12 protein-coding genes are annotated in these 8,016 nt (G+C 72.1%); 6 read left to right on the forward strand and 6 right to left on the reverse strand.

Annotated features, from left to right (window positions below; genetic code table 11):
- The coding region (locus N798_RS18215) for a hypothetical protein (RefSeq protein ID WP_198030762.1) at positions 1–201 on the reverse strand (201 nt) is incomplete at its 3' end.
- Positions 202–255: 54 nt separating this feature from the next.
- Entirely contained in the window at positions 256–582 is a 327-nt protein-coding gene (locus N798_RS14945) for a hypothetical protein (RefSeq protein ID WP_188450392.1), read from the reverse strand.
- 379 nt (positions 583–961) lie between these two features.
- Between N798_RS14945 and N798_RS14950 the strand changes: the two genes are divergently transcribed.
- Entirely contained in the window at positions 962–2,089 is a 1,128-nt protein-coding gene (locus tag N798_RS14950) for an FAD-dependent oxidoreductase (RefSeq protein WP_229708418.1), read from the forward strand.
- Here N798_RS14950 and N798_RS14955 read toward each other — a convergent pair.
- From N798_RS14955 to N798_RS14965, 3 genes are all read right to left on the reverse strand, one after another.
- Positions 2,086–2,838 (reverse strand): MOSC domain-containing protein, encoded by a 753-nt coding sequence (locus N798_RS14955; protein WP_052117412.1) that lies wholly within the window; start codon positions 2,836–2,838, stop codon positions 2,086–2,088. The two genes, N798_RS14950 and N798_RS14955, sit on opposite strands and share 4 nt — an antisense overlap.
- Complete coding sequence (locus N798_RS14960) at positions 2,835–3,266, reverse strand: OsmC family protein (protein WP_035949946.1); 432 nt, start codon at positions 3,264–3,266, stop codon at positions 2,835–2,837. Before N798_RS14960 ends, N798_RS14955 begins: the two co-directional genes overlap by 4 nt.
- 99 nt (positions 3,267–3,365) lie before the next feature.
- A complete protein-coding gene (locus tag N798_RS14965) occupies positions 3,366–4,127 on the reverse strand; it encodes a class I SAM-dependent methyltransferase (protein WP_035949948.1) in 762 nt (253 codons plus the stop codon).
- 85 nt (positions 4,128–4,212) lie between these two features.
- On the opposite strand from N798_RS14965, the gene N798_RS14970 reads away from it, so the two are divergent.
- The 5 genes from N798_RS14970 (at position 4,213) to N798_RS14985 (ending at position 7,544) form a co-directional block, all read left to right on the forward strand.
- Complete coding sequence (locus N798_RS14970; RefSeq protein ID WP_229708419.1) at positions 4,213–4,662, forward strand: VOC family protein; 450 nt, start codon at positions 4,213–4,215, stop codon at positions 4,660–4,662.
- A gap of 11 nt (positions 4,663–4,673) precedes the next feature.
- Positions 4,674–5,294, forward strand: a complete 621-nt coding sequence (locus N798_RS14975; RefSeq protein ID WP_035949954.1) for a GntR family transcriptional regulator — start codon at positions 4,674–4,676, stop codon at positions 5,292–5,294.
- A 175-nt stretch (positions 5,295–5,469) separates the two neighbouring features.
- Positions 5,470–5,604 (forward strand): hypothetical protein, encoded by a 135-nt coding sequence (locus N798_RS18900; protein ID WP_268234562.1) that lies wholly within the window; start codon positions 5,470–5,472, stop codon positions 5,602–5,604.
- On the forward strand, positions 5,588–6,793 hold the full coding sequence (locus tag N798_RS14980) for a N(5)-(carboxyethyl)ornithine synthase (RefSeq protein WP_052117413.1): 1,206 nt from the start codon (positions 5,588–5,590) through the stop codon (positions 6,791–6,793). The genes N798_RS18900 and N798_RS14980 overlap by 17 nt, the downstream gene beginning before the upstream one ends.
- A gap of 49 nt (positions 6,794–6,842) precedes the next feature.
- Positions 6,843–7,544: a M50 family metallopeptidase gene (locus N798_RS14985; protein ID WP_035949957.1), complete on the forward strand. Its 702-nt coding sequence runs from the start codon at positions 6,843–6,845 to the stop codon at positions 7,542–7,544.
- On the opposite strand, the gene N798_RS18995 is transcribed toward N798_RS14985, so the two are convergent.
- The gene (locus N798_RS18995) at positions 7,541–7,960 is read right to left on the reverse strand and encodes a hypothetical protein (protein ID WP_415751858.1); all 420 of its coding nucleotides are present in this window, start codon (positions 7,958–7,960) and stop codon (positions 7,541–7,543) included. The two genes, N798_RS14985 and N798_RS18995, sit on opposite strands and share 4 nt — an antisense overlap.
- Between the last annotated feature and the right edge of the window lie 56 nt (positions 7,961–8,016).

Below are 8,016 nucleotides of genomic sequence, written 5' to 3' on the forward strand. Positions count from 1 at the left end.
CGGCGCGGTCGGGCTGGGCGTCGCGACGGCGCGAGCCTCCCGCACGGCCGGGCTCGCGGCGGGGCCGGGCCCCAGCGCGACACCGGTGACGGCGAGGACCGCAGTCGCGCCGAGGAGGCTCAGGACGATGCCGGCGACACAGGCGACCACGACGACGAGCGTCCGTCCCGCCGCCGACCCGCTGCCTCCCGATGCGCGCACCCGGGCACTGTAGGTGGCCGAGCGGCCCCGCCGTGTCGGAACCGGGGAATCGGGTCAGTCGACGATGCGGGACTCGCGGTCGTAGTTCTTGCCGAGGAACTGCGGCACGAGCGCCCACCGCAGCGCGAAGACCATGACGAGCAGCGTCGCGACGTAGGGGAGCATCGACACGAACTGGTGCGGGATGCCGACGCCGGTGACCTGGGCCCGCTGGGCGAGCACCTCCATCGCCGCGAAGAACGCCGACCCGGCGAGGATGTACTGCGGCCGCCAGCCACCGAAGAACGCGAGGGCGATGGCGAGCCAGCCGCGACCGGCGACGATGCCGTCGGCGTAGACGCCGGAGAAGACCATCGGCAGGTAGGCGCCGCCGACCGCCATGAGCGCGGCGCGTCAGGCCACGCGGCGCGGAGGTGGGGAGGTGGGGAGGGACAGGCGCGAACGAGTCTTGACGGGTCAGAAGGACGCGCCGACCTCCCGGGGGCGGAGTCGGTTCCTCGGTGTGCCGAGCAGTCTGCTGTCGTCCGACCGGAGCGCTCATGGGCAGCACCTGCCAATGCCGCCCCACGCCGTTGTCAGTCTCGACCGAACCGGGCCGCCAATGTTGCCGGCACGTCACGCGGTCGTTTTGCTACTGCGAGCCTGCCCCTCCGACCACGACCGACGTATGCCGTCCGCCGCCCACCCACGTGTCGGACCCCTTTCCCGTGCGCCCCGGACGGCATACGGACGGATGGTTGTGCGTTCAACGAGTGTGAAGGTGTGGGACTCGATCGTCGTCGGCGCGGGACAGGGTGGGTTGTCCGCGTCGCACTTCCTCACCCGTCGCGGCGTCGAGCACCTCGTCCTCGATGCCAACCCGGCGCCCGGTGGCGCGTGGCAGCACCGGTGGGACTCGCTGACGATGCACGACGTCCACGGCGTCGCCGACCTGCCCGGGGAGCCGGCCCCCGCCCGCAGCCGGGAGCGGGCCAACGTCGCCGTGCCGCGCTGGTTCGCCGACTACGAGCGGCTCCACGACGTGCCCGTTGTCCGGCCGGTCGAGGTCGACGCCGTGACGAGCGAGGTCAGCGACGAAGGCGACCTGCTCGTCGTCCAGGGCTCCCTCGACGGGCAGGAGCGCGCCTGGCGGACCCGGACGCTCGTCAACGCGACCGGCACGTGGACCCGGCCGAACTGGCCGGCCTACCCGGGCGCCGACGACTTCATCGGAGAGCAGTTCCACACGGCGACCTATCCCGGCCGCGATCACCTGCGCGGCAGGCGCGTCGTCGTCGTCGGTGCCGGCGCGTCGGCGGTGCAGTTCATCGGCGAGCTCGCCCCGATCGCTGACACGCTCTGGGTGACGCGGCGGCCGCCCGTGTGGCGGACCGAGGAGTTCGGCCCGCGGACCGGGCTTCAGGTCGTCACAGAGGTCGAGCGCCGGGTCGTCGCCGGCCTGCCGCCGACGAGCGTCGTGGGCGCGACCGGCCTCATGCTGCGCGAGCAGGAGCAGGAGGCGGCTCGGCTCGGTGCCTACGCCGACCCGCGGCCGATGTTCGAGCGGCTCGTCGCGCACGGTGTGCAGTGGGCCGACGGCACGGTCGAGCCGGCCGACGTCGTGCTGTGGGCGACCGGCTTCCGCTCCGCCGTCGACCACCTCGAGCCGCTCGGGTTGCGCGGGCCCGAGGGCGGCATCCCGCTCCGCCGGGTGCCCGGCAACGTCCAGGCCGCGACGACCGCCGTGCGCGACCCGCGGGTGCACCTCGTCGGCTACGGCCCGTCGGCGAGCACCATCGGCGCGAGCCGCGCCGCGCGCCAGGCCGCACTCGAGGTCTCCCGCCAGGTGGGAGCCACGCCACCGCGTCGGTCGTCCCTGCGTACCGAACGGGAGGAATTGGCGAGTTAGGTACGGCGACGGAGGGTGCCGGGTCGCAGCACCCGCGCACCCATGCCGAAGAGCAGGCGCCCGTCGTCGGCTCGCAGGTGGGACAGCAGTCGAACGTCGGTGCGCTCCCCGGTCACGGGGTCGAGGTCGACGACGGCGCACCGCTCCAGCGGGTCGGTCACCTCGACGACCGCCTCACCGAGCCGGAGCCGGGTCCTCGGCGGCGGGTCGTCGTCGAGGTCGAGGGTCACCGTCGCCCGGAAGCGGGCATCGAGCGGTGACCGAACGGCATACCCGGCCTCGCGCAGCGACTCCTCGAGGCGACGGAGCGCGCCGGTGGTGACCACGGAGACCGGGTCCGCATAGACGACGTCGCCGCGTTCGGCTCGGGCGAGGACGACGTCGCGCCCGAGCGCCTCGGAGAAGACGTCGTGGAGCGCAGTGTCCTGCAACCGGATTCGTGCTCCGCGACCCCAGTAGTCGAAGGCCTGTATGCCGTTCACGGCGTCCCGTGTCCCGGCCTCCGTCGTGCGGCCGTCGGGGGTGGTGACGGCGAGGCGCGGCTCCTCCACGGTCCCGACGTCATGGACGGCGAGGCGGAGCAGGTGGGCATTCTCGACGGTCCGCAGGACGCGCGCCGCGGCCCTGTCGACGAGGCACCAGGTGCGGTCGCCGACAGGGCCGTGGCGGTCGAGGACGACGTCGTCCCGGTCGAGGTGGCGGGTGCCCTTGACGAGCGCGAGCCCCAGCCGGGTGACGTCGGGGATCACTCGGAGAGGCTGGCCTCGAGGCTGATCGGCACGGCCTTGAGCGCCTGGCTCACCGGGCAGTTCGCCTTGGCGTCCTCGGCGGCGGCCTGGAAGTCCTCGGCGGACATGCCGGGGACCGAGCCGACGACCTTGAGCGCGATCTCGGTGATGCCGGTGCCGGGCACGAAGGTCACGGCGGCCGTGGTGTCGAGCGTCGTGGGCGGGGTGCCGGCCTTGGCGAGGCCGTTGGAGAAGGCCATGTTGAAGCAGGACGAATGGGCGGCGGCGATGAGCTCCTCGGGGCTGGTCTTGCCGTTCGCCTCCTCGGCGCGCGAGGGCCAGCTGACGTCGAAGGTGCCGACGCCGGAGGACTCGAGGGTCACCTGGCCGCTCCCGGTGAAGAGCTCACCCTCCCAGTGGTTCGTGGCCGTGCGGACGGTTCCTGCCATGTGCGTCTCCTCAGTCGAAGGTGGCTGTGCTCCTCCCACCCTGTCGTGCCGCCGTCGAGGGCACAAGACCGGGGTCTCCCGCGAGCGCCTGCGAGCGACTCAGGCCCGTCCGCGCACCGCCCACGCAACAGCCGTGACCTCGAACGGCTCGTCGGCCGGGAAGCCTGAGCGGCACTCCTCGCGCAGGACCTCTCGTCCGCGTGGGTCGAGCGAGGCGACGTAGTCGCCGGCCGGGCCGACACCGAGCGTGTAGGGCTCCCACCACTCGTCGAAGTCGGGGTGCGTCACGGTGACCGAGAGCTCGGTGGTCTCGACGTCGAGCAGCCCGGCCGCGGTCGCGAGCTCGGCGAGGTGCCCCTCGCGGGCTCCGGCCAGGTGGGACTCGTCGGACACGAGCGGGTCCATGCGGCGGACCGCGTCCCACATCGGGTCGAGCGGCGAGCGGTGTCCACCGAGGTCCCAGGTGCAGGCGGCGACGAGGCCGCCGCGTCGGGTGACGCGCGCCATCTCGCCGATCCCGGTCACCGGGTCCTGCATGAAGTGGACGACGAGCTGCGCCAGCGTCCGGTCGAAACCGCCGTCGTCGAAGGGCAGCTGCTCGGCCGGCGCACGGTGCACCTCGAGCCCGGGGAAACGCGCCCGCACGGACTCGACGAACGGCGCCGACGGGTCGACGGCCGCGACGTGACCCACCCCGACCCGCGCGACGAGCTCGGCGGTGAGGGCGCCCGGACCGCAGCCGACGTCGAGGACGCGGTCGCCGCGGTGGACACCCGCCCACTCGGCGAACACCGGGCCGAGCGGTTCGGAGTAGCGCCCCATGAACCGCCCGTACGCCTCGGCCGCGACGTCGAACGCCATGACCGCGACGCTACTCCCGACCATGGCGTCCAGCTGCCGGTTCGGGATTGCGCCGGCTCTCGCCACATGTATACATTTCAGTGACTTGCACACAGACATCGAGGAGTATGCCGTGACCGCCCGCCCCTGCTTCCACCTCGCCATCCCCGTCGACGACATCGCCGCCGCCCGCGAGTTCTACGGCGGCGTCCTCGGCCTGTCCGAGGGCCGCAGCGCCGAGCAGTGGATCGACTGGAACTTCTACGGCCACCAGGTCGTGACGCACCAGGTCGCCGTCCACCCCGGCCCCGCCGGGCACAACCACGTCGACTCGCACGAGGTGCCGGTGCCGCACTTCGGTGCCGTCCTTGCGGTCGAGGACTTCCACGACCTGTCGTCGAAGATGAAGTCCGCCGGCGCGACGTTCGTCATCGAGCCCTACCTGCGCTTCGAGGGCCAGCCCGGCGAGCAGTGGACGATGTTCTTCCTCGACCCGGCGGGCAACGCGATGGAGTTCAAGGCCTTCGCCGACGAGTCGCAGATCTTCGCGAAGTAGGGTCGCCGCCCGTGACCTCGACCAAGGCCGAGCGGGTGCGCCGGGCCGTGCTCGCCGACATCGTCTCCGGTGCCCTCGCGCCGGGCACCCCGCTCGACGAGGTCACCCTGGCCGCGCAGCACGAGGTGTCGCGCACTCCCGTGCGCGAGGCGCTGCGCCGGCTGCAGAGCGACGGGCTCCTCGAGGTCGGCCCACGTCGCCGGCTGCTCGTCGTCGACGTCTCGCCCGAGCACCGCCGCGAGCTGACGACCCTCAGGGTCGCCCTCGAGGGCGCCGCCGCCGCGGCCGGGTGCGAGCGCCGCGACGAGGACGACCTCGACGGGCTGGAACTGCTCCTGATCAAGCAGGAGCGGGCCGCTCAGGCAGGCGATGCCGAGATCTTCCTGCGCCTCGACGAGGAGTTCCACCTCACCCTCGCCGGTGCCGCGCGGATGCCGACGCTGTCGCGGATGCTCGGGCAGCTCGGCGCGTTCGTGCGGATCGGCCGGCTCGGTGAGGAGACGAGCGCCGCGCACATGAAGGCCCTCGTCTCCGAGCACACCGAGCTCGTCGAGCTGCTCCGCGCCCGCCGCGCCAGCCGGTTGCGCGCCGCCCTCGCCACCCACATCGAGCGGACGGCGCCGCGCGGTTGACCGGCCTGAGCCGAACGCTGTCTCCGGCTCGGGTCTGTCGTCGCTGAGCAAGTCGGGGACGCGGCGCCGAGGCAGCGTCGTCGGTGCACCGCTTCGGCGTGGTCTGGCGAAGGTCCGCGAAGGCGTAGTCTCGAGGCAGCGGGACCCTTCGGGTCTCCCCACCAAGGGACTGATCATGTCCGACAAGTCACCGCGTCACTCGCTGTCCAAGAAGTCGAGCAAGTCGATCAAGGAGAAGCGCGCCGACAAGCGCGCCAAGGCCACCGAGGCCTCCGGGATCGAGACGACGCTCCATGGCAAGAAGCGCTGAGACCGCCCCCTCCTCCACAGGCTCCTCCACCGGCCCGACGCTGACGCTCGGTGTGCCCGCGCACTCCCGCAAGGAGAACGAGCACCGGCTCCCGATCCACCCGGAGCACCTCGACCGCATCGACGCCGACCTGCGCGAGCGGATCTTCGTCGAGGAGGGCTACGGCCTGGCCTTCGGCGTCTCGGACGAGTCGCTGGCCGCCTCTCTCGGGGGCGTCCGGACCCGGGCCGAGCTCGTCGCCGAGTGCGACGTCATCCTCCTGCCCAAGGTGCAGTCGGAGGACCTCGCCGAGCTCCGTGACGGCCAGGTCGTCTGGGGGTGGCCGCACTGTGTGCAGGACGCCGAGCTCACCCAGGAGGCGATCGACCGGCGGCTCACCCTCATCGCGTTCGAGGCGATGAACCACTGGGCCCGCGACGGCGGCTTCCTCCTGCACGTCTTCCACCTCAACAACGAGCTTGCGGGCTACAGCTCGGTGCTGCACGCCCTCACGCTCCGGGGCACGACGGGCACGTACGGCCGCAGGCTGCGCGCCGCCGTCATCGGGTTCGGGGCCACTGCCCGTGGCGCGGTCACCGCGCTCAGCGCCCTGGGCATCTCCGACGTCCGGGTCCTCACCCACCGCAAGGTCGCCGCCGTGGCGTCGCCGATCCACTCGGTGCAGATCGTCCATGTCGACCGCGACGACGAGCACCCCTCGCAGACCGCGGCCGTGACGCTCGGCGGTCCGGTGCCGCTCGCCGACTATCTCGCGGACAACGACATCGTCGTCAACTGCGTCCTCCAGGACACCGAGGCGCCGTGGACCTTCCTCACCGAGGAGGACCTGGGGGCCTTCCGGCCGGGGAGCCTCCTCGTCGACGTGTCGTGCGACGAGGCCATGGGCTTCAGCTTCGCGAGGCCGACGTCGTTCGAGGACCCGACGTTCGTCGTGGGGGACTCCATCACCTACTACGCCGTCGACCACACGCCGTCCCACCTGTGGAACTCGGCGACGTGGGTCAACAGCGAGGCCCTCCTGCCCCACCTGCGCACCGTGCTCTCCGGCCCGGACGCATGGGCCGCGGAGCGGACGATCGGGCGCGCCATCGAGATCCAGGACGGAGAGGTCCGCAACCCCGCGATCCTCTCGTTCCAGGGTCGGGACGCGGCCTATCCCCACGTCCGCCGGGCGGCCACGGCGAGGTAGCCGGCCCGGTCACGGGCGGTCACAGGCGTTGCGGCTACGTTCTGCGCCCATGGACCTCGGCGAGATCACGACCCGCCTCGCGGCCGCGCCTGTCGGTGTCCCCTCGGGTGCGATCGCGACCGCATGCATCGCAGCGCTCGTCGTCGTCCTGGTGCCCACGGTGTGGCTGCGGCTGCGGATCGTCATCACGCTCGTCCACGAGCTCGGCCACGCGGTCGTCGGCATCCTGTCGGGCCGCCGGTTCACCGGGTTCGTCGTCCGCGGCGACATGTCGGGCCACGCGGTCACCGTCGGTCCGCCACGAGGGTTCGGCCGGATCGCGACGACCTGGGCGGGCTACCCGATGCCCGCGCTCGTCGGCCTCCTCATGCTGTGGGCCGCGACGAGCGGGTATGCCGGCCTGCTCCTCTTCGCGTGCCTCGTCCTCCTCGCGCTCGTCCTCGTCTTCGTGCGCTCGGCCGGGACGCTGGTCACCGTGCTCGCGGCCGGTGCCGCGGTCGGCGCGCTCTGGTGGTGGCGCAACGACGAAGTGCAGGTGCTCGCCGTCGTCGCGACGTCGTTCGTCCTCCTCGTCGGCGCGTGGCGCCACCTCGGCGTCCTCGCCGGGGCGGGACGGCGCGACCCGGGAAGTGACGCGGCCGTGCTCGGGCGACTGACCGGCATACCGGCGCCTGTGTGGCTGGCGACGTTCGCCGCGGTGCTGGCGGCAACGACGTGGGGTGCCGCGCGGCTCGTGCTCGACCTGACCTAGTGTCGCCAACCGGAAATGACAGATGTTTGGGCTGAAGCGCGGCTCACCGTCGTGTACCCGACCTTGGTCCCCGTCACTGCGACGGTGAGCCGATATCCGACGTCCGCATTAGTCACCCGGTAGAGCCTCCCGTTGGCACCTGCAATCGGTGTGATGACCCCATGCGATGAGACGCGGGACCAGCGGTAGGTCAGAGCGACAGGTGACGGCCCCCAAGCGCCTGCGATGGCCGACTTCACGTATCCGGGTTTTGACCCACCCGTCACCGTAGGCATGGCACTTGTCAGAACTTGCGGCACGGTGGGGATCACGACGGCACTGGGTGACGAGCTCGGAGAGGTGCCGATCGCGTTGGTGGCGGTCACGGTGAACGTGTACGCCGTGCCGTTGCTGAGCCCCATGACGGTGCAGGCCAGGGCACCAGTGGTGGTGCAGGTCTTACCACCGGGACTCGAGGTGACCGTGTACCCAG

Origin of the sequence: Knoellia flava TL1, assembly GCF_000768675.1 — a bacterium.
Taxonomy (GTDB): Bacteria; Actinomycetota; Actinomycetes; order Actinomycetales; family Dermatophilaceae; genus Knoellia; species Knoellia flava.

Excerpts from the sequence above, each read along its gene's own strand:
- N798_RS14985 (WP_035949957.1), top strand. The coding sequence starts at position 6,843 with ATGGACCTCGGCGAGATCACGACCCGCCTCGCGGCCGCGCCTGTCGGT.
- N798_RS14980 (WP_052117413.1), top strand. The coding sequence starts at position 5,588 with ATGGCAAGAAGCGCTGAGACCGCCCCCTCCTCCACAGGCTCCTCCACC.
- N798_RS14965 (WP_035949948.1), bottom strand. The coding sequence starts at position 4,127 with ATGGCGTTCGACGTCGCGGCCGAGGCGTACGGGCGGTTCATGGGGCGC.
- N798_RS18900 (WP_268234562.1), top strand. The coding sequence starts at position 5,470 with ATGTCCGACAAGTCACCGCGTCACTCGCTGTCCAAGAAGTCGAGCAAG.
- N798_RS14960 (WP_035949946.1), bottom strand. The coding sequence starts at position 3,266 with ATGGCAGGAACCGTCCGCACGGCCACGAACCACTGGGAGGGTGAGCTC.
- N798_RS14945 (WP_188450392.1), bottom strand. The coding sequence starts at position 582 with ATGGCGGTCGGCGGCGCCTACCTGCCGATGGTCTTCTCCGGCGTCTAC.